Here is a 19,414-nt window from a genome sequence, read left to right as displayed (position 1 = left end):
CCACATGCATTTCGCCTTCACCGCTGAGCAGGAGGAAGTAGCGAAGCGGGTAAGGGAGTTCTCGGCGGAGAAGATCGCCCCGAGCTACGCGGACAGCGACCGGGACGGCCACTACCGGCCCGGCCTGATCGAGGACCTCGCCGCCGAAGGGCTGTTCGCGCTTCGGGTCCCGGCCGAGTACGGCGGTCAGGGTCGCGACGCGGTCAGCACCGGGATCGCGCTGGAGGAGCTCGCCCGGGCCGATCTCTCGGTCTGCTACCCGGTCCTCAACGCCGCCCTCATCAGCGGCGTGCTGGCCGCCAACGGCACCGCCGAGCAACTGGCGCGCTGGCTGCCGCCGATCGCCCGGGGCGAGGCCGTTGTGGCCCTCTGCCTCACCGAGCCGGACCACGGCACCGATGCCGCGGGCATCGAACTGCGGGCCGAACCGGACGGCGACGGCTGGACGCTCACCGGGGTCAAGACCTCCATCATGATCGGCGCGTACGCGACGCACGGGCTGGTCTTCGCGCGGACCGGCGGCCCGGGGGCCCGGGGCGTCACCGCCTTCTACACCCGGCTCGACGGCGCCGGGGTGACCCGCACCGTGCTCTCCGACCTCGGCTGCCGTTCCAGCGGCCGGGCCGAGCTGCGCTTCGACGGCCTGCGGGTGGGCCCGCAGGACGTGGTCGGCGGCCCCGGGCTGGGCTTCGTCCAGGTGATGCGCGGATTCGACTACTCGCGCGCACTGATCTGCCTGATGGCGACCGGGACGGCCGGCGCCGCGCTGGCGGAGGCCATGGAGTACGCGGGGCGCCGGGAGGCGTTCGGCAAGCCGATCGGCACCTTCCAGGCGGTCTCCTTCCCGCTGGTCGAACACGCCACGACGCTGCACGCGGCCAGGCTGCTGGCCTTCGAGGCGCTCTGGCGCAACGACGCGGGCTTGGACCACCGGGTCGAGGCCAACATGGCGAAATCGTGGGTGCCCAAGGAGGCGATGGAGGCGACCCACCAGGCCCTGCTGACCCTCGGTCACCTGGGCTGGTCGGAGGACGGATCGCTGGCGCACCGGCTCCGGGACGTGATCGGGCTGCAACTGGCGGACGGCACCGCCAACGCGACCAAGCTCGTGGTCGCCCGGCAGCTGCTCGGCCGCGAGAACGCGCCGTGACCGGCCCGGTGCCCGCCATGCCAGGCCTGGGCGATGACGTGCTCGTCGCGGACTCCACCATGGCCGGCTACGAGGGCATGAACGGCGTGTTCCTCCTGCCGACCGGCCGCGCCGCACTCGTCGAGTCGGGCACCGGGCTGTCGGCCGAGCGCACCCGGCGGGCACTGGAGGCCCACGGCATCGGCCCGTACGACCTGGCGTGGATCGTGGTGACCCACGTCCACCTCGACCACGCCGGGGGCGCCGGAGAACTCGCCCGCCGCTTCCCGTCGGCCACCGTCGTGGTCCACCCCCGAGGAGCACGGCACCTCGCCGACCCCGAGCGGCTGACGGCCAGCGCCCGGGCCGTGCACGGCGACCTGATGGACACCGTGTACGGCCCGATGGCGCCGGTGGAGCCGCAGCGCATCCGGGCGGTGGAGGACGGCGAGGAGATCGACCTCGGCGACCGCCGCCTGTGCGTGGTCCACACGCCGGGCCACGCCCCGCACCACCTGGTGGTGCAGGACGACAGCACCGGCGTGCTGTTCGCGGGCGACGCGGCCGGGGTGCGGGTGGACGGCATGACCTCCGCCCGCCCGGCCTGCCCGCCGCCCCACTTCGACCGGGACGCGACGGTGGCGGGCATGCGGCGGATGGCCGAACTGAAGCCCGCCCGCCTGCTGCTCACCCACTTCGGGGACCCGGGCGACCCGGCCGCCTTCCTCGACGACGCCGAACAGCGCCTGCGGCGCTGGTGCTCGGTGGCCGAGCGGCTGGCGGCGGGCGACGAGGCAGAACTGGAAGCCGAACTGCTGCGCCGCTTCGCGGCCGACGAGAGCATGCCCGCCGACGACCCGGAGCGCTTCGCCGTCATGGGCGGATTCGCCTCCAACGCGGTGGGGCTGCGGCAATGGGCCCGGTCCCGCACCGGGAGCGAGGAAGTGGGAACAGATGCGCTTCGATGATCTCTGGATCCAGGGAACCGGAAGTTTCCTCGGCGAGCTCGTCCCGGTCGGACCGGACGTCGCCGCCGGGCACTACGCGGAGAAGGACGCCCGCGAGGCCGGCACGCTGTCGGTCTCCCGGGCGGAGCTCGCCCCGCCCGAGATGGCTGTACGGGCGGGCCGGGCGGCACTGGACGCGGCCGGATCCGCCCCTCCGGCCGAGACGTTGCACCTGCACGGCAGCACCTACTTCCAGGGGCTGGACATGTGGCCGGCCGCCTGCTGGATCGCCCGCCGGCTGCTCGGCGAGACCGTGCACGGACTGTCCATGCAGGCATCCGCGCTGTCGAACAGCTCGCTGGCGTGCCTGGAGCTCGCCGGCAGCATGCTGGCGGGGCGCCCCGACCTGTCGGCCGCGCTGCTCACCGTCGCCGACCGGTTCGGGCTCCCGGGCGTCGACCGGTGGAACATCGACTCCGGGATGGCGTTCGGCGACGGGGCGGCGGCGGCGCTCCTCGGTCGCGGCGGCGGGAAGCTTCGCGTCCTGTCGGTCTCGTCGTACTCGGACACCACGCTGGAGGGGCTGCAGCGCGGTGACGAGCCGTTCCACGTCGTCTCGCCGACGGCCGTCGAGACCCTGCCCATGCGCCGTCGGGCCCGGGAGTTCTTCGCGCAGGGGGAGATGACGCCGAGGCAGGCCCGCCAGCGGTCGGTGGACGCGGTGCGCCGGGTCGTGAAGACGGCCCTGGACGAGGCGGAGACCACCATCGGCGACGCCCGCTGGGTGATCCCGCCCTTCGTCGGCCGCCGGCTGTTCGAGTCGGGCTTCGTCGAGCCGCTCGGCCTCGACCCGAGCCGCACCCTGTTCGAGTTCGGCCTGCGCACCGGCCACCTCGGCTCGGTCGACCAGTTGCTCAGCCTGGACCACCTCGTCCGCCACGAGCTGGTGGCGCCGGGGGACCGGATCGTCCTGATCGGCACCGGGATGGGTTTCACCTTCACCGCGGCCGTGCTCTCGGCCTGACAACCCACGAAGGGGGAGTGGGCTCATGCCCGTCGACATCGATTTCCACCTGCCGTTCCCCGCGCCGTGCACCGCCCCCGAGGCGGTCGAGCGGGCCCGCGCACGCGGTGTGGAATGGGCCTGCGAGCTGGGCCTCCTTCCTCGCACCGAGCAGGCCGCCGACTACTTCCTGAGCCTGCGGCTGGACGACGTGGCCACCGGATTCGGCCCCGGGGCACGGGGCGCCGACCTGGACGTCATGACCGACGTCATCACCTGGACGGCGATCTGCGACGACTTCTTCGACGGAACGGTCGGGGACCACCCCGACACCGCCAGGGCGGCCGTGGAGGCGCTGTCCGCGTCCGTGGGAGAGCGGCCGGCGGGCCGGGCGGGCCGGCACCCGGCCGGCCCGCTCGCCGAGGCCACGGCCGAGCTCTGGGATCGCATGGCCCGGCCGATGTCCCCCGGCTGGCAGGTCCGGGCCCGCGCCAACTGGCACCGCTTCCTCCGCTCGTTCCTCGCCGAGGCCAAGGCCCGTCACGAGGGATCGGTGCCCACGACGGCCGAGTACTTCGCGCTCCGGAGGGAGACGATGGCCATGTACCTCTACCTCGACGCCGCCGAACGGGCGGGCCGCTACGAAGTACCCGACCAGGTGCTGGCCAGCGCCCCCGTCCGCGGACTGGCCCGGCTGCAGATCGAGATCCTCGCCTGCTGCAACGACGTCCACTCGGTGGAGCACGAACAGGCTCGCGGGGACACCCACAACCTGGTGCTCGTGCTGGAGCGCCGGGAGGGCCTGGACCGGGCGGCGGCGATCGAGCGGATCCGGCGCTGGGTGCACGAGCGCTCGACGAGGTTCCTGCGGGTGGCGGACGGGATACCCGCGCTGTGCGAGCGAATGGGGCTCGGCGCCGCCGAACGAGTTGTGACGGGTCGTCATGTCCTTGCGATGCAGCACCAGTTGAGGGTGACCTACGACTGGAGCGCCGCGACCTCACGCTACTCCGCGCAGGGCGCGCGCGCCGGTGTCCCGGCCCGGCGGCCGCGCTATCTGACCATCGTCTAGGGGGACGTCATGGTGATCGACCACAGAGCGCCCGACCCGGCACTGCCCTGCCCCCGACTGCCCGGCGGTGTGCCCCTGCTCGGGCACAGCCTGGAGATGCTCCGCAGTCCGCTCGGTTTCGTCGAGTCGCTCCGCGATCACGGCGAGATCGTCGCCTTCCGGATGGGCACCAGGGCGGCGTACATGGTGAACGCCCCCGGGCTGGTGCGGGAACTGCTGGTCGGGAAGCAACGGCACTTCGAGAAGGGCGGCCCGCTGTTCAAGCACTCCGCCAGGTTGCTCGGCAACGGGCTGGCCGCATCCAACGGCGCCCTGCACCTGCGCCAGCGGCGACTGACCCAGCCGGCGTTCGCCCACACCCGGGTGGCGTCGTACGCGGTCACGGTCTCCGACCTGGCGGCCCGGCTGCGGGACAGCTGGCAGGACGGCGCCGCCGTCGACCTCGCCAGGGACCTGCACGACCTGACCATGGACATCCTGGCCGACACGCTCTTCCGCGGGCTCGCCCCGGAGACGGCGACCGAGATCCGGCGCTCGCTCCCGCTGCTGGTGGCCGGCGTGGCCAGGCGGGCCTTCATCCCGGTCGGATTCGTCCACCGGCTGCCGCTCCCGGTGAACCGTCGGGAGGAAGCGGCCCTGCGGCGCCTGTACGACCTCGTCGACGGGCTGATCCAGAAGTACCGGGACGACGGTACCGACCACGGCGACCTGCTGTCGCTGCTCCTGGCCCGGGACCCCGACACCGGGGACGCCATGGACGACCGGCAGGTCCACGACGAGATCCGCTCGATGATGGTCGCCGGGACGGAGACCTCCGCCACCGTGCTGCACTGGGCGCTGATCATGTTGGCCGTGCACCCCGAGGTGGAACAGCGGGTGCACGACGAGGTCGACGAAGTCCTGGCGAGCCGGCCGGCCGCGTACGCCGACCTCCCCCGGCTGCCGTACCTGACCCGGGTGGTGCAGGAGGTCCTGCGGATGTACCCGGTCGGCTGGATCCTGACCCGCCGGGCCGTGGACGACGTCCGGCTCGGCAGCCATCGCATCCCGGCCGGTGCCGACGTCTTCTTCAGCCCGTACGGCCTCCACCGCGACCCGGCCTCCTTCGCCGACCCCGGCCGCTTCGACCCCGACCGCTGGCTGCCGGAGCGGGCCCGGGAGATCCCCCGGGACGCCTACCTCCCGTTCGGCACCGGTGTCCGCAAGTGCATCGGCGAGTCCTTCGCCCACGTCGAGATGATGATCGCCCTCGCCACGCTAGCCGGCCGCTGGCGACTGCGGCCGACGTCCGACCACCCGGCGGCGCCGGTCGCGGCCTCCACCCTCCGGCCACGGGAACCACGCATGCTCGTCCAGGCCAGGGGAGCCCACCGACCGTGACCACCGAATCGCGACCACTGCCCGTCGGCACCGTTCCGGCGCCCGCGATGCCGCGGCCCGCCGCGCGGGAGAGGCACCCCGAACCGGCGGACGGCCTCCGGACGATGCTGAGCCAGGTCGAGGACCTGCTCGCCGGTCTCCTCTCCGATCAGCTGGCGCGGTGGGCCGGAATCGACGACCGGGCTGCCGTGCCGGTCCGGGAGGTGGCTCGGCTGATCGCCGCGGGTGGCAAGCGGCTCCGCCCGCGGTTCTGCCTGGCCGGCTACCTCGCTGCGGGCGGGCGGCCGGACCAGGCGCCGGTGCGGGCAGCGGCGGCGCTGGAACTGCTGCACGCCGCGGCCCTCATCCACGACGACGTCATGGACGAGTCCGAGGAGAGACGGGCCCGGCCGACGGTCCACACCGCGCAGACCCGCATCCACCGGGCCCGCCGCTGGCAGGGCGGAGCCGCTCGGTACGGCGAGTCGGTCGCGATCCTGGCCGGCGATCTGGCCTGGGTGTACGCCGACCAGCTCATGGCGGACCTGCCCGCGGCCGCGAAGGCGGAATGGTTCGAGCTGCGGACCGAGCTGGTCGCCGGCCAGATGCTCGACCTCGCCGCGGCGGCCGAGGGCGTCCCCGACCCCCGGCTCGCCCGAGTGGTCGCCGACCTGAAGTCCGGTCGGTACACGATCATGCGGCCGCTGCTGCTCGGAGCCGCGCTGGCCGACAGGCCCGATCTCGCCGCACCGTTCGAGGCCTACGGGGCGGCTCTGGGTGAAGCCTTCCAGCTGCGCGACGACCTGATCGACGCGTTCGGCGACAGCTCGCTCAGCGGGAAGCCCGCCCGGCAGGACTTCGGGAACGCTCGTATGACGCTGCTGCTGTCGGCGGCGATGCAGCACGACGAGCGGATCGGCGAGCTCGTCCGCAGCGGGGATCCCGCGGAGCTCGGCGAGCGGCTGGCCGCAACCGGCGCCCAGGCCGCGGTGGAGGAGCGCATCGGCGGACTGGTCCGGGAGGCGCGGAACGCCGTCCGGACCGCTGATCTGGACCCTTCGTGGCAGCGCGAGTTGGCCGGGTACGCGGTCGAGATCGCCTACCGCGAGCGGTGAGGGCGGCAGAACGGCCTGACGCCCGGCCGCAGGACCCCAGCGATCCAGGAGGTGCCCTTTGACCCCGGTCCTGACCACTCCACAGGCCGTGACCGGCCGTGTGGCGGGCGGCGTGCCCGCCGTCCGGATCTCGCACGTGCACAAGTCCTTCGGCCGCTCGGGCGCCCGGACCCACGTGCTGGACGACATCACCCTCGACGTCGCTCCCGGCGAGTTCGTCACCCTGCTCGGCGCCTCGGGCTGCGGCAAGTCCACCCTGCTCAACCTGGTCGCCGGCCTGGACAAGCCCAGCCGCGGCAGCATCGAGGTGCCCGGCGGCCGCCCCGCGCTGATGTTCCAGGAACACGCGCTGTTCCCCTGGCTCACTGCCGGGAAGAACATCGAGCTGGCCCTCAAGCTGGCCGGCGTCCCCCGCCCCGAGCGCCGCGCCGAGGCCGAGCGCCTACTCGAACTCGTCCGCCTGGCCGGCGCGTACGGCAAGCGGGTGCACGAGCTGTCCGGCGGCATGCGCCAGCGCGTGGCGATGGCCCGCGCCCTCGCCCAGGGCAGCAAGGTGCTGCTGATGGACGAGCCGTTCGCCGCGCTCGACGCCATCACCCGCGACGTCCTGCACGACGAGATCACCCGCATCTGGGCCGAACGGCAGCTGTCCGTCCTGTTCGTCACCCACAACGTGCGCGAGGCCGTCCGCCTGGCCCAGCGCGTCGTCCTGCTCTCCTCCCGGCCCGGCCGGGTCGCCCGCGAATGGCGGATCGACCTGCCCCAGCCGCGCCGCATCGAGTCCTCCGGCGTCGCCGACCTGTCCATCGAGATCACCGAAGAACTGCGTGGGGAGATCCGTCGCCATGTCCAGCACTGACACCGCCGCCGTCCTGGAGAAGGACGCCTCCGACAGCGCTGAGGTCGGCGCCGGCCTCGATGTGCTGGACGGGGTCGCCGCCCGGGGCGCCCCGATCGCCCGGATCGTGCGGGAGCGGGCGCTTCCTCCGTTGATCGTCGTCGGTCTGGTGCTCGGCCTGTGGCAGCTCGTATTCGTCCTCGGGCTCACCGATGCCGACAAGCTGCCCGGTCCCGCTATGGTCTGGCACTCGCTGGACGAACTCTGGTGCCAGGAAACGCTGTTGCCGATCGTCTGGACCAGCGTGTGGCGGGGCCTGTCCGGCTTCCTGCTGGCCGTCGTCATCGGCACCCCGATCGGCCTGGTCGTCGCCCGGGTCAAGCCGGTGCGCACTGCGATCGGCCCGGTGCTCCAGGGCCTGCAGTCGCTGCCCTCGGTCGCCTGGGTGCCCGCGGCCGTCATCTGGCTCGGCCCGGACAACGTGGCGATCTATGCCGTGATCCTCCTCGGCTCAGTCCCCTCCGTCGCCAACGGCCTGGTCGCGGGCATCGACCAGGTGCCGCCGCTGTTCCTGCGGGCCGGGCGCACCATGGGCGCCACCGGCTTGGCCGGCGTCCGACATGTGCTGATCCCGGCCGCGCTGCCCGGCTACCTGGCCGGGCTCAAGCAGGGCTGGGCGTTCTCCTGGCGCTCCCTGATGGCGGCCGAACTCATCGCGTCTTCCCCGGAGCTGGGCCTCGGCCGCTACCTGCAGAGCCGACGCGAGGCAGCCGACATGCCTGGCGTCCTGCTCGGTATCCTCCTCATTCTCATAGTTGGTATTGCCATCGAACTGGCCTTCATGGCTCCGATCGAGCGCCACCTGTTGCGTGATCGCGGCGTGCAGGACGCCGACCGCTGACGGCGGCGCAGAGCTTTCCGAGCACCTCATATGCTCTGTTCAGGCGGCACGTTGGTACACGTGGAGGAGGCCGCCGAGTCGGTCGGTTCGGCGTATGTCGGGGCGAGCGATTTGCTCCGGCAGGCGCGAACGCTCGCAGGTGGATACGGGGCCAGCCGGGGCCGTCGAACTGCGCCGCGACCAGCCATGACGCGAGCGTCTTGGGGTTGGCGGGCAGGGCCTGCTTCAGCGCGCGGGCGTAGAGGTCGGTGAGTTCCTGCAGCGCATCGCCGACGATGCCGGAGGAGTCGTCCAGGTGCATCAGCGCACGGGTGACCCGGTCCACGGCGGTGCGCAGCGTCCGAACGACCGTGCCGGCCCGCCCGGCGTCGACCAGCGCGGTGGCCGTCTCCAGTACCCCGCGCCGACCGGCAACCCGGCCGACGCGGACGTTACGAGCTACGCCTTCACTCCGGCTGGCCTGACCGCGTCCCGGACCGACAGCAGCGGCAACACCTGGTCCTACGGCTACGACCTGCGCGGCCGCCAGACCTCGGCGACCGACCCCGACACCGGCACCACTAGCGGACCGGATCGGCGACCAGCAGCGGATGCCGGACGACGGGGTGGTCGCGGCGGAGCGTGGCCGCCTCCAGAAGAACTTGACCGCGTTGAGCCGCTACCGGGACGTGTCGGTGGCGGGTTACGGGTCCGCCGGGTCGGACCGCAGCACTCTGCTGGTGGTCGGGATGACCGGGAGCTTCCCCGACGCCCGGGAGGAGTTGGACCGGCAGTTCGGTGCAGTCTGGGGGGCCGATGTGTCCAGCGAGACTGGTGAGAGCCTGAAAGGCCGCCAGGACTACCCGGCAGGCCCGCTCGGCGGCGCGCTCGACTGCGCGGTCCTGGCAGGGCCGGCCGAATCCCGGACCATCTGCGTATGGGCGGACGGTCGGTGGCGTCATCGACGGGAAGGGTGACACCCGCCCGGAGGATCTGGCCCAGCGCACCCTGGAGATCCGCGCGGCCGTCGAAGTCGAGGTCCAGGACTGACAGTGGTGGTTTCTCCGCAGGGCCTGATTCTGCGGGGTGCCCGGACTGGCTGTATGACGCAATCCACGCCGCCGGCCATCGGGGTCCGTCTCCAGGCTGCTGCGGGGTCGCGGCCTGAAACGGCGAGCGGTGGGGCACTCGAGGGAGCTGATCGGAGCTACCACGGGGGTGTGAGGCAAGTCACTGTCGAACTCCCCGTCGTCCGCCGCCTCTCACGCGCCTCTCACGGAATGGGTGTCATGAGGTGGCATCAGGCGTCATGCGTGGCGGACGAAGTAGGCCCTGGCCTGCGGGACTTGGACTGACGAACACTGGTCGGACTCCCTCTCGACCGCTGGGGGTCAAGGGGTCGCAGGTTCAAATCCTGTCGTCCCGACCAGCGTTTTCGCAGGTCGGAGGCCGTTCTTATCGAAATGATGAGAACGGCCTTTTCCTTTGGTGGTCGCAGTGTGGTCGTGAACGCTCGTTCACGTTGTCCCGCTGAGCGCGTTTCTGCAGGTTGAGCTCCTCCGTCCGGTCGTGACGGGGCATTTGTTTATCCGATCGGGCATCCGAGCGTCGTCGATCGCGGACCGGCCGCCTCTTCGGCGCGGAAATGGGCCCGGATTCGCGGGAAATGGGCATGCCGACAGAACCTGCGGCGTCATCTGTTTCGACGGGCCCCACGTTTATTGGGTGTCAGCTATGGGCCGGGAGGCCGGTTGTCCAGTCCCGCCGGCGTGAACGGCTCGGCCTGCCGAGCCCGCTTCGGCGCTGCCGTTGTCAGGCCGCGTGACTGAAGAGCGGGTTCGGCAGGCGGCTGTCGTGGACGGGGACGTCCGGGTCGCGCTGGGTACGGGCTTCGACGAGGTGGAGCCTTGCTTCGATGGTGTTCACGGCGGCCCTGGCGACGTCCCAGGTCAGGTGGCTGTAGATGTTCGCGGTGGTCGACAGGGTGGAGTGCCGCAGGGTCTTGGAGATGACGGCCATGGGCACGTTGCCCTCCGGGGCGAGGGTGGCGGCGAGGTGGCGCAGGTCGTGGACGGTGACGTGCGGCAGTCCGGCCTGTTCGCGCAGTTCGTGGAAGCGTCGGCGGACCGCGGCCGGGTGGAGGGGCTTGCCGTCGGTGTCCTGGAAGACGTGGCCGTTGCCCGGGGAGGTGTTCCTGGCCATCGCGCGTTGGAGGGCGGCGGCGACGCGGTCGGACAGGGGTACCCAGTTGCGGCTCTTCTTCGTCTTCGGTGCGGTCAGGACGAGTTCGTGGTTGTCGATCGCGGAGAGGGTGTGGCGGATGTACATGACGCGGTCGTCGATTCGCACGCATGGGCGCTGGAGGCCGAGTGCCTCGCCTTTGCGCAGGCCGGTGCCGATGATGACTTCGAAGAGGTCGGCGAAGGCGGGGTCGACGCCTCGCCAGTGGGAGAGGAAGGCGTCGGCCTGCTCCGCGGTCCAGGGGACGCGTTCGGCGGCTTGGGGCCTGCGTATGGGGAGGGGCTGGGCGGCGTTGTAGGGGAGGCGGTGGGCGCGGACGGCGGTGCCGAGGGTGCTGGAGGGCGTGGCGAGGCAGTGGTAGACGGCCTGGCGTCCGCGGCCGGCTTCGAGCTGCTGGTGGGTGTAGGCGGCGATGTGGTCGTGGGCGAGCTCCTCGAGGCGCATCTTGCCGAAGACGGGGATGAGTTCGCAGAGTAAGTAGGTGCGGTAGCGGGCGTAGGTGGTGGGCTTGAGGAGGAACTCCGTCGACTTGAGCCATTTGGTGAGGTAGGCGGCGACCGTCTCGTGGGGGTCGGCGTCGAAGCCCAGCCGGCGGCCTTCGAGGAGGCGTCGCAGTGCCGCCTCGGCGGTCCAGGCGTCCTCGAAGCCGCCGCGCCGTATGGTGCGCCTGCGGTTGTTGAGGGACGGGATGTCGACGGCGAAGGTCCACGTGCCGTGATCCTGTTCGGTGAGGCGTGGGCACTTCGCGCCGAGCTGGCGCCGAGTTGCATCGCGGCACCCGCATCGGCGGTAGACCCGGCCCGGTCGTCCTGACCTGCGCACTTCGTGTACCTCCCGTGGTTGTGACTCTTGATCAGTTCACGGAGGGTACGCGCGCCGTGATCGGATGATCGTCTGCGACCACCATGCGATCACCAACGCGGAAATGGGGCTTTGACCTGCGGTTCACGGTGAGGACCCGCACCTGGATGCGCCAAGCTCGGGCGGGTTGCCGTGGTACCGCGCGGTCGATGCGGGCATGCGGAATCCGTTGTGCGTGACTGTCCGGGTCTTCGCTCGGAGGTGCGCGCGGGCGGCAGGGGGCTCTCTCCTGCCCCCGATGTGGCTACGAAACAGAATGGGAAGGCCGCCGAAGGTCGGGCGTCCTGATCTGCGGTGGGTGGTCGAGGCTGTCCGTGTGGTCAAGGCAGGCGATTCAGATGAGCCGGGGGTGGGGGCGGCTGCCCGCTGCATAGCACTCGGTGCCACATTCCGGGGGACGCCCCGACGCCTACCCGTTGCCCGGGCCCGAGGAAACTGTTCCGCGAGGGGCGGCTCGACACATTCTGGAAGAAGCACCAATACGAGGCCCTGGACGCGCAGGAGCGGGCGCGGTTCCACAAGCTGAGCAGGAGGGCCTTCCGTTCGGCACCCAACGCCACCGGCGCCGGCTCACGGCCGGGGGGAGGGAACGCTCACCCCGCCGTGGGCCGGCCCGCTCGGAAGCGCCGCCGGACACGCCCCGCCGGTGGTGCTACCAGCCGATGCGCGGGGGCTTCGCGCCGCCGCGCTGCCATTCCTGCAGCTTCTGCAGTTCCTCACGGGGAATGTTCGCACCGTAGCTGGTCGCATCCCAGAGCCGGATGCGGACGTGGGCGCAGTCGATCTGCTCCTCGATCGGCCGTTCCGCCTTGAAGAGCGCGTGAGCGGCCTTGTCGAGGGCGTTGGCCGCCAGCGATTCCGCTGCCGGGCTCGTGGGGAAGTACCCGTCCGCCAACCGCAGGGTGGCGGCGGCCAGGTCGGCGGAGTCCTCGGCGTGGCCGACGGTGACGAGCCTCAGCATCATGCAGTCGAGGTTTCCGAACGCCTCAGGGACGTCCGTCCGGGGCCCCCCGGCTCGGATGATCTGCTCAACCGCTACCGTGGCGTCTCTGACAGCCCTGCGAACCAGCGCGTGATCGCCATCGAAGCAGTCGGCCCCGGAACAGCTGTGGCGCCTCACGGAGTCCAGGACGTTCCTGGCCCGGTAGAGCCTTGCCGTCCCGCTTAGCCCGTCGTCCACCGGCTTGGCCTCGCCTCGCACCCGCCTCCGGAACCACGCCATGTCCGCCCCCTTTGCCCGATTGCCTCGCCCCTCGGGGGCGCTGCCGTGCATACATCAACTGGTACTGCTGAAAACAGAGTTGATAATCACCGCCCGCCCTGCCGACGGGCAGTGGTGCCTCGGCGAGCGCTTCGGCGCCATTGTGGTGGCTCATGCTTCACGGCCGCAACAGCCCGGACGGCGGCGCTCGAGGACGATAACTTGCCTCTCAGGAAGGGAAGCTGGCGGAACCTTCCACTACTGCCGGGCCACGCAGGTGAAAGCACCCCAGTAGTACGGATGGCTTACCTCGTTCGGCAGTCCGGGATCCGTCAGGTCCGTCCGGGGCAAGCCATGGGCATCGGCGAACTGCTGTTCTCTGGTGGCCAGTTCGGTCATGGAGCAGGCGAAGCTCTCCGGGGAGTGCGCCCGCAGCTCGGACTGGGCCGAGCGTAGGGCCGTCGGGGCGTCCTGTCCGTCGCGGAGGGCGCGGTGGAAGGCTGCCATCAGGACGGCGGTCACCGCATCGGGTACCCGCCAGAGCGATACCACTGCGGCGCCCGCACCCGCCGCCAGGATTCCGCGAGTAAGTCCCTGGACATCCTCACCCGGGCGCTGCCAGCCCTGGCCGGTGTGACAAGCGCTCGCCACCACCAGGGCATCGTGCAGGCGCAGGCCGACCAGGTCGGCGGCGGTGAGCCGGTCGGTCCCGGCAAGCAAGACGGCTGAGGCAAGCGGCAGGCCACGGTCGAATTCGCCGTGCGCAGCCAGGTGGACCACGTCAACGTCCTCCGCCGCCGAGCGGACGGCCTTTCGCGTGGCCTGGTCGCCAAGTAGGACGGTGGGCCGGGCTGCCAGGGAGGCGGCGAACAGCGCTTCGCGCCTCGCCCAGGGCAGGCGGCCCTGGGCGAGGTGCCGGGGGTCACCGACGGCGAGCAGCCTGTCGAGTCGGACCGGGCCGGCGCTCGGGAGGCCGGTCAATACTCCCGCGCTGGGCACGGTGGTGACGGTGAGCCGTTCGCCCAGCGGCAGGCCGTGCCAGGGCAGTGCGCTGAAAGGAACATCGTGCAGTGGGCCGGACGGGATGAACACCACACGGCGGTAGCGGTCCAGGTCGGCGCCTACCGGGTCGAGCACCAGGCGGGCGAGCGCTTCGGGGGCGGCGGCGAAGCGGTCCTCGCGGCGCTCCCAGCAGCGCCGCGCCGACTGGACCGCACGAGCGGTCTGCCAGCGCTCGGTGGCGACCTGCCGGGCAGTCCGCAGGCTGTCTCGGTCGAATGCCCAGAGCAGCAGTTCGTGAGGCTTCACCGCGTAGGCCACCGCCAAGGTGTCCGGACCGAGGGCCCGCTGCGCCTCGCCCAGGGTGGGCGGCTCGTGGGCGGGGTGCAGGGCGTGCCAGAGCTCGGGGTGTCTGGTCCGGATGCCGCGCTCCACCCGTCCCAGGCGTCGTTCGGTGGCGGCCGCGGTGCGGCGCAGCTCATGGTACCGGGACTCCATGTCGCGGCTCGGCGGGCCGACGTGGCTGCTGAGCCGGTGGCGGTCGAGGGCTGCGTGGGCGGAGAGCCGGCGCCACTCGGCAGCCTCGGCTGGGAACGGCAGCGGTTGCCCGTCCTCGCCCCGGGGTGGCAGCAGGTCATAGAGACCGCGGGCCCGGCCGTGCTCGGCGGTGGTGAAGGACTCCGCGCGCAGGGCCGCCGCTACCCCCTCGTCCCTGTCGGCGGCGGCCAGCAGGGTGCGCGCGGCGGCGAAGTACAGGGTCGAGGCGCTGCCCGAGTCCGCGAACGAGGTGCGGAGTTCGTCTCCGCGTAGTTGACCGCGGATCCGTTCGATCCGGCTCATCGCCTCCCGGTAGTGCGTCAGTGCCGTCTCCGGGTCGTGCCGGTGCTCGGCGATCTCCCCGGCGGCGATCAGTGCCTCCTGGGGTGAGGTCATCCGTTCCCACCACCGCGGCCCGTGTCGTCGCTCCAGTTCGGCGGCCTGGGACTCTGCGCGCTTCCAGTCCTCCAGGAAGACGGACATCATCAACTCGTAGTGGTCCGTAATGACCCTGCGGTGCTCACGGAGAAGCCCTCTGCCGAGCAGGTGGAGGAGCGGGAACGGTCGGGGAGTGCCGAAGGTGGGGCGGCCGCCGAGGTCGAGGCCACCCATGGCCTGGCGGGCCTGTTCGAGTTCGCCTTTGGCCAGCAGGACGGTGGCGAGCCGATGGCTCCGGCCGGAGCTGCGGTGGCCGGCATGTGTCAGCGCCGTCCGGTAGCCGTCGGCCGCGTCGTCCGGCCGGCTGTCACGCTCGGCCTCGAGCGCCTGGAGCATCGACGCCGAGGACCTGCTCTGGGCGATCACCGCGCCGGCCGACTGCCGCGCGTACCGGGGTAGCCGCTTGCCCTGCGGGCTGGCGAGCACCTGCGCGATTCGGTCCGCGGTGGCGGCGGCGGTCTCGCCATCCTTGAGCGTGGTCGCCAACTGCTGTGCTACATCGAGCAGTTCGATCCGTTCTGCGGCAGTTCGGCGGGCCTCCAGGCCGCCCGGGGCCGACCGATCGTCCAGCTCGGCCTCGGCGTTGACCAGGTAGCTGCGGGCCGTCCGAAGGTCTCCGACGTCCTGGTAGAGCCGGGCCAGAGTGACCGTGCTGTAGATCGCCCGCTGGTCGAGGCCGAGTCCTCGGCAGGTCTCCCGCACCAGTTGGTAGCAGCGGATCCCAACGCCGTAGTGGCCGCCGGCAGCTGAGGCGTTCCCGACGTTGCCCACGGTCATCGCCAGGCCGAGGGCGTGACTCAGACTTCCACGGCCGAGGCCCCAATCGGCGAGCTCGTCCGCCACATCGCCGAGTGCCGGCACCCGCTCGTCGTGGATCTCGGCCAGGGTCCGGTGAATCCGCGCGGTCTGCAGGTTGCGCTCGTCGCCGGCCTCGTCGAAGCCCTCCGCAGCCGAATCGGCGAGGCCCGCCGACTCGGAAAACCGGCCGACCACCAAGCACAGTTGGGCGCGCCGCAGGTTGAGCATGGCCCAGGCGCGAGGCAGCGGCGAACCCGTCCGCCGCAAGACCTGCTCGGCCTTCGCGTACTGCTCCTCGGCGAGCTCGCTGCGCCGTTCCCATTCGTCAGGGCTCGGCGCGTCCGAGGACAGGGCGTGCGTCCTGCCGAGAATGCTCTGGTCGAGCGTCCAGGTGTCGAGGCGATCGGGACCGGTACGGGGAGCGAGCAGATGGTCGCCGAGCAGTACGTGGGTGGCGGCGACCCCGGCGTGGTCCGCGTCGTGGGCAGCCGCCTGCCGTCCCAGCTCGAGCCACTCCTCAGCTGCGGCCTGCTCGCCGCGCGCCAGTCTGAGCCGGGCGCAGATCCGGGCCAGGCAGGCTCGCTCGCTGCGTCGGAAGTGGCTGGTCAGGTGGTAGTGCCTTTCGATGTTTCTGGCGAGATAGGCCCCCATCGGCGGCCGGACCACCTTCAGCTTTCGTGCTGCGGCCTGCTGGATGACCTCGGCGTATCCCAGTGCGGTGTGCACGGAGGGGAGTTCGGTCAGCGCCAGCCGCTCGGCGAAGGTGATGGTGGACTGTGCGGCCATGGCCTCCTGCCAGCGGTCGCGCAGCCGGTATCCGGGCGGCAGCCGGTCGGCGAGTTCCGTGGACACCCCGGCTGAGGACCCGCCGGGCAGGGCCTTCACCCGGTCGAGGGCGGCCAGGTGCGCCCAGGCGAGCGCCGGTCCGGCTTGGTCCGGGCGCTCCCTGGCTACCTCGAGCAGCAGCGTGTGTGCGGCCATGGAGGCTCCGGCTAGCGCCAGGAGCACCCCTCGGGCGAGCCGGTCCTCCGCGGCCTGGGCCGTCAGTTCGGTGAAGTTCCCACTCATCGCGCCCGGGCCGGCCAAGGCGCCGACCCGCTCCGCGTAGTTCCAGACCACGGCTTATCCTCGTCTAGTCAGTGGTATGACAGTTGCTCGGCGGTGGTTCCGCGCGGGATCCGCCGGCCGGATCGGCTCTGCGGGCTATCGGGAGGAATCAACGATGACAGTCGGCGCGAACAGTTCTGACGTTGCGTCAACAGGCTTACGGCGCCTGCGCAAACTGGCGGAGGGAAGTGGCGAGCCGCCAGTTCGGGCCTGGGCGGCCGGCGTGCTCGCCGGGCTCGACGGAGAGGCGGCCACCAGCCAGAGAAGGTCTGCCATGGTTGATCAACTCCGGATTCTCGCCGAGGAATTGGTGGATACCGTGGCTGACGGTGGCGGACTTGCGCCGGACCTGGTCGATGAGATCTCCGCTATCGATGCCACCGTCCGAATCCCCGTTCCGATCGGCCCGGTCAGGCATGCTCCCCTGGCCGGTGTGCTGCTGACTCTGGTCGACCCGTGCTCCCTGCTCGCCGCGCTGGAACCCTACTTCGCCGCAGAGGCCCGTTCCACTGTCGGTCCAACCCAACAGTCTGCTGTTGAGCGGACGTTGGCGCTCGCCATGCCGCATCTGCACCGACGTGAGCTGATCGCTGCCCTCGGAGCGTCCGACATCGGGGAGCCGGCATTGACCGAGCTGGCCCTGTTGGTGTGGCCTGACCCGGCACCGTCGACCCCGGGCGCCGCCGAGACCGCGTCCGAGCGAGGAGTCGGTGAGCTGCTGCACGACTCGCTTGTGCTGGCGGTCGCCTCCCCGGTGTTCAACGAGCTCTACGCCTTCGCCAAGCGTAAGTCGAGCGCCGGGGTCCGAGCTGTGCTCGACCGGCTCCGGGGCCGGCGCCGCGACCAGGAAGAGCCGGCTGGCGACGGGGCCGTGATCGAGATCCAGGCCACCGGCCTGTCCACCGCCGCCGTCGAGGCGTTGGCAGCGGTCGACCTCGCCGTGCTCGCCGCACCGGACCCCGCGGGCTACCGGGTGGCGGTGTACTGGGATCCGCAAGCCGGTGCCTGGCTGCGACGGATCAGTCCCCCGCAGACTCCGAACCGGCTACCCGAGTCCTGAATATCGTGCCGTCAGGTCTGGTGAGTTCGAGGTGCGGTGAGAGACCCTTCCCATCATGTGCCGAGGACATCCAGGTCTTGACGGCCTCCAACAATGCCTCCGAGTCGGGCCAACGGTCCAACTCCTCCCAGCCGCCGTACCGACGGAAGGTGTTCTCCAGCAGCCGCAGCCCGACTCTGACTTCCGGGCCTTGCAGTTCGTCGTAGGTTCCGGCGATGATCGCGGCCAGTCTCCGGCTCTGCGGGGTCTGCTCCTGAAATGCTCCGGCCAAGTGGCTGCCGAACGCACCGACCATGTCTTGGGCGGCGACCATCAGGTCGTAGGTCTCCGCGATCTGATTCACCAGGCGTACCTTCACCACCGCTCCCGCATGCCTGGCCCGATTCCGGCAGTAGCCGGCCACCAACCCGAACAGCAGGGCACCCGCGGCCGCCATTCCGACGTCACCCAGGCCGCCGACCGGCAGGATCCGAAACAACCCCAACAGGGCGATCGCGCTCAGCACGACCACCGCGGCCACCAAAGTCCGCGTCGCCCAGTGCCAGAACTTCCACCGCCGGTTCCACCGGTCGAAGTCCATGTCCCCTCCCTTCCCCCAGCCCACACCGCTCGGGCGGCCCCGGGCGGGCTGCCAGAGTACTTCGAGCGGGTGCCGTCGAACAGACAACTCTCTTGCGCGCCACGCGTCTTTATGGGTGGAGAGGTCGAACCGGGCGCGTCAGCCGCCACCGCTTCTCATGGCGAGCGGGTGGCCGCGTCCTCGTGTCCGGTCGCACGGACTGCCGCCCGCGACGAGGGTGCCCGCCTACGGTCCCGGCGTGGAGGCAGGCCCTGGGTGCCGATGGGGAAGCGTAGGGTCTTGATCGCGGGGCTGGCCGCGGTTTCGGCGGTGCGGGCCACGATCACGTCGCGCCAGCCGCCGACTGGTAGCGCGGTGACCTGGAGGTCGACGCCGGGCAGTACGTCGGGGTAGGTGGCGGTGGCGCCGCTGAGCGTCGGCTTGGGCAGGGCGAACGGTGGGGCGCTGACGGCCGCCTTCTTGTCGCACCTGGGCGTGCCAATACACGGGAGGACCGCCGCGCTACCTCGGCGGACGGCGCGAGTACCCGAAAATTACTACCGTGCGTAACCATGGGCCCCGAAGCGGGGGCGTGCGAGAGGGAAGTCAGGATCACTTTCTATTGATAGAGGCCCATGCAAGTGATACGGGAAAGTGGCTCTCTGGCGCTTGTTCGGCCTGAAGGCTGGGTGTCCCGTGACCTCAATTTGGTTGCGCAGTGTCACTGAAAATCGGTTCGGATGGGTCGCCGGCGGCTCCAGGCCGAGGCGGGCAGGCGTGCCGACGTTGGGGGAGCATCCCGTGGGCTGGCCCGTGCCTGGATGGGCCCTTGGGGAGTTGCGGGCGGGCCGGAGCGGCTACTCGTGCGGTCGGGCCGGATGGTCAGATGAGCCGGTCGTGGTGGGCGGCTGCGGCTTCGCGGACGAGGCGGGCGAGCCTGCCGCGGCCGATGCCGGGCTGTCCGGTGTGCTCGTCGTCCTGGTCGTCGTCGCCGAAGCCGCCCTCGTCGTCGGGTTCGTCGCATTCCTCGTGAAGGAGCCAGCAGCCGTGGATGCCGGCGAGGAGGTCTTCGAGGAGGTCGGGGGCGGGGCGTTTGGGGCCGAGCGGGGTCAGGCGCAGGCCGGTGGCTTCGGGGTCGGTGTTCGGGCCGGTGTGTTCGGTGAGGTCGTCGTTGAAGTTCCCCCACTGAGCTGGACAGCCTGATACTGGGACGGATGGTCCCGGAGGAAGCAGTCCAGGTAGTGAGTGGCAAGAGCAACATGAGCAAGCG

General features: G+C 71.2%; 15 protein-coding genes. 11 read left to right on the top strand and 4 right to left on the bottom strand.

Features of this window, described 5'->3' with window-relative positions; genetic code table 11:
• Positions 1-4 precede the first annotated feature (4 nt).
• From OP86_RS25135 to OP86_RS37250, 9 genes are all read left to right on the top strand, one after another.
• Complete coding sequence (locus OP86_RS25135; RefSeq protein ID WP_030060690.1) at positions 5-1,150, top strand: acyl-CoA dehydrogenase family protein; 1,146 nt, start codon at positions 5-7, stop codon at positions 1,148-1,150.
• Positions 1,147-2,097 (top strand): MBL fold metallo-hydrolase, encoded by a 951-nt coding sequence (locus OP86_RS25130; protein ID WP_051830570.1) that lies wholly within the window; start codon positions 1,147-1,149, stop codon positions 2,095-2,097. The genes OP86_RS25135 and OP86_RS25130 overlap by 4 nt, the downstream gene beginning before the upstream one ends.
• Complete coding sequence (locus OP86_RS25125; RefSeq protein WP_030060688.1) at positions 2,084-3,100, top strand: ketoacyl-ACP synthase III family protein; 1,017 nt, start codon at positions 2,084-2,086, stop codon at positions 3,098-3,100. Before OP86_RS25130 ends, OP86_RS25125 begins: the two co-directional genes overlap by 14 nt.
• A gap of 25 nt (positions 3,101-3,125) precedes the next feature.
• Positions 3,126-4,151 carry a terpene synthase family protein gene (locus tag OP86_RS25120; RefSeq protein WP_030060687.1) on the top strand — a complete coding sequence of 342 codons (1,026 nt, stop codon included), beginning with the start codon at positions 3,126-3,128 and terminating at the stop codon, positions 4,149-4,151.
• Between the two features lie 9 nt (positions 4,152-4,160).
• On the top strand, positions 4,161-5,531 hold the full coding sequence (locus tag OP86_RS25115) for a cytochrome P450 (protein WP_051830568.1): 1,371 nt from the start codon (positions 4,161-4,163) through the stop codon (positions 5,529-5,531).
• Positions 5,528-6,625 carry a polyprenyl synthetase family protein gene (locus tag OP86_RS25110; RefSeq protein WP_234435105.1) on the top strand — a complete coding sequence of 366 codons (1,098 nt, stop codon included), beginning with the start codon at positions 5,528-5,530 and terminating at the stop codon, positions 6,623-6,625. Before OP86_RS25115 ends, OP86_RS25110 begins: the two co-directional genes overlap by 4 nt.
• A 58-nt stretch (positions 6,626-6,683) precedes the next feature.
• Entirely contained in the window at positions 6,684-7,484 is an 801-nt protein-coding gene (locus tag OP86_RS25105; protein ID WP_418952649.1) for an ABC transporter ATP-binding protein, read from the top strand.
• Positions 7,471-8,364: an ABC transporter permease gene (locus OP86_RS25100; protein WP_030060682.1), complete on the top strand. Its 894-nt coding sequence runs from the start codon at positions 7,471-7,473 to the stop codon at positions 8,362-8,364. Before OP86_RS25105 ends, OP86_RS25100 begins: the two co-directional genes overlap by 14 nt.
• Positions 8,365-8,954: 590 nt before the next feature.
• Positions 8,955-9,320, top strand: coding sequence for a hypothetical protein (locus tag OP86_RS37250; RefSeq protein ID WP_030060681.1), 366 nt, complete (start codon positions 8,955-8,957; stop codon positions 9,318-9,320).
• A gap of 835 nt (positions 9,321-10,155) precedes the next feature.
• Here the strand turns inward: OP86_RS37250 and OP86_RS25090 are convergent.
• From OP86_RS25090 to OP86_RS25080, 3 genes are all read right to left on the bottom strand, one after another.
• Complete coding sequence (locus OP86_RS25090) at positions 10,156-11,406, bottom strand: tyrosine-type recombinase/integrase (RefSeq protein ID WP_051830566.1); 1,251 nt, start codon at positions 11,404-11,406, stop codon at positions 10,156-10,158.
• A 691-nt stretch (positions 11,407-12,097) separates the two neighbouring features.
• Complete coding sequence (locus OP86_RS36870) at positions 12,098-12,409, bottom strand: hypothetical protein (RefSeq protein WP_157849830.1); 312 nt, start codon at positions 12,407-12,409, stop codon at positions 12,098-12,100.
• A 495-nt stretch (positions 12,410-12,904) separates the two neighbouring features.
• Complete coding sequence (locus OP86_RS25080; protein WP_030060678.1) at positions 12,905-16,537, bottom strand: CHAT domain-containing protein; 3,633 nt, start codon at positions 16,535-16,537, stop codon at positions 12,905-12,907.
• A 262-nt stretch (positions 16,538-16,799) separates the two neighbouring features.
• Here OP86_RS25080 and OP86_RS38340 point away from each other — a divergent pair, with 262 nt between their 5' ends.
• Positions 16,800-17,585 carry a hypothetical protein gene (locus OP86_RS38340; RefSeq protein ID WP_234435104.1) on the top strand — a complete coding sequence of 262 codons (786 nt, stop codon included), beginning with the start codon at positions 16,800-16,802 and terminating at the stop codon, positions 17,583-17,585.
• On the opposite strand, the gene OP86_RS25070 is transcribed toward OP86_RS38340, so the two are convergent.
• Positions 17,545-18,165 carry a hypothetical protein gene (locus tag OP86_RS25070; RefSeq protein WP_030060676.1) on the bottom strand — a complete coding sequence of 207 codons (621 nt, stop codon included), beginning with the start codon at positions 18,163-18,165 and terminating at the stop codon, positions 17,545-17,547. The two genes, OP86_RS38340 and OP86_RS25070, sit on opposite strands and share 41 nt — an antisense overlap.
• An 876-nt stretch (positions 18,166-19,041) precedes the next feature.
• Here OP86_RS25070 and OP86_RS25065 point away from each other — a divergent pair.
• Positions 19,042-19,347 (top strand): hypothetical protein, encoded by a 306-nt coding sequence (locus OP86_RS25065; protein ID WP_033333296.1) that lies wholly within the window; start codon positions 19,042-19,044, stop codon positions 19,345-19,347.
• Positions 19,348-19,414: the final 67 nt, after the last annotated feature.

Source organism: Streptomyces novaecaesareae (genome assembly GCF_000716875.1).
GTDB lineage: Bacteria > Actinomycetota > Actinomycetes > Streptomycetales > Streptomycetaceae > Kitasatospora > Kitasatospora novaecaesareae.
This window is presented reverse-complemented; position numbering and strand designations above follow the sequence as displayed.